The following is a 1,116-nucleotide window of genomic DNA, read 5'->3' as shown; positions in this document are numbered from 1 at the left end:
CATATGTGGAACGGCCCGCTTGGCAAGATCTTTTCCTCCTGCATTTCCCAAATAAGGACGGTGCGGTCATATGTCCGGCCTGTTTTCTGGCCTTTCAGCCATGGCCACGATGAGATCCGCGGAGCAAATCGCCTAATCAGCTTCTCGCGCTGGAACGCGCTTGCGATTTTGCGGTCTGATTTGCTTCGGGATGTCGTCCCGTTGGGTCATCACAATTGGCACCTTGCCTCTCTCTCCGACTGATTGGCCGGAAAGCTCGTATGTCTAGGCCTAGACGATCATCTTCACTCCCCGATAGGTATCGCCACGAACGAGAAGAGCCCAGATGATGCGCGCGATCTTGTTAGCGAGTGCGACAGCAACAACCTTGAACGGGCGGCGCAACATCATTGCCGCTATCCATGGTGATGCCTGGAGGCCACGACGAGCGAGCTTGAGGATCGACGTCGCTCCAGCGACAAGTAGCGTTCGCAATTGCTGGTTTCCGCGCTTTGAGATCGAACCTATCCGTTCTTTTCCTCCGCTGGAATGCGCGCGTGGAGTCAACCCAATCCAAGCAGCGAAATCGCGACCGGTTCGGAAGCCAGCGGGATCCGGTACAACTGCTCGAATGGTCGCGGCAATGATCGGCCCCACACCGGGAATCGCTGTCAGGCGCCGAGCGCTGTCGTCTTTTCTCACCGTTTCGAGGATATTTCGATCGAGCCTTTCAATGCGTGCCGTCACGGTCTCGATTTGCTCGACGAGCTCTTCCAAAGCCATTCGCGCTTCACCCGGCAACCTCAGGTCACTGTCGTCGCGCACTATGGCGGCAAGGCTGATGATTCCAACCAGACCGGTCGCCCTGACAATGCCCAGTTCGGCAAGATGAGCTCTCAAGGCATTGATTGCTTGAGTACGCTGACGGATGAGCAAATCTCGTGCTTTGAGAACCATTCCGGCAGCCTGCTCGTCCTGTGTTTTTGCCTGCACGTAGCGCATGGTCGGCCGGGTGACGGCCTCGCAAATAGCTTCGGCGTCTGCGGCATCAGTTTTGTTGCGTTTGAGGTAGGCCTTCACGTAGGCGGGTGGCATCAACCGAACCGTATGCCCCAAGGCCTGAATTTCCCGAGCCCA

General features: G+C 57.0%; 2 protein-coding genes. One reads left to right on the top strand and one right to left on the bottom strand.

Going from position 1 to position 1,116, the window contains the following annotated elements:
- Positions 1 to 243 (top strand): hypothetical protein (locus tag FB593_RS27755; RefSeq protein ID WP_210246059.1); only part of this gene is annotated, 243 nt, incomplete at its 5' end.
- Positions 244 to 270: 27 nt separating this feature from the next.
- Here FB593_RS27755 and FB593_RS27400 read toward each other — a convergent pair.
- On the bottom strand, positions 271 to 1,116 hold an 846-nt coding region (locus FB593_RS27400), incomplete at its 5' end, for an IS110 family transposase (RefSeq protein ID WP_145167670.1).

It is taken from the genome of Rhizobium sp. SJZ105 (assembly GCF_007828365.1).
Lineage (GTDB): Bacteria > Pseudomonadota > Alphaproteobacteria > Rhizobiales > Rhizobiaceae > Agrobacterium > Agrobacterium tumefaciens.
This window is presented reverse-complemented; position numbering and strand designations above follow the sequence as displayed.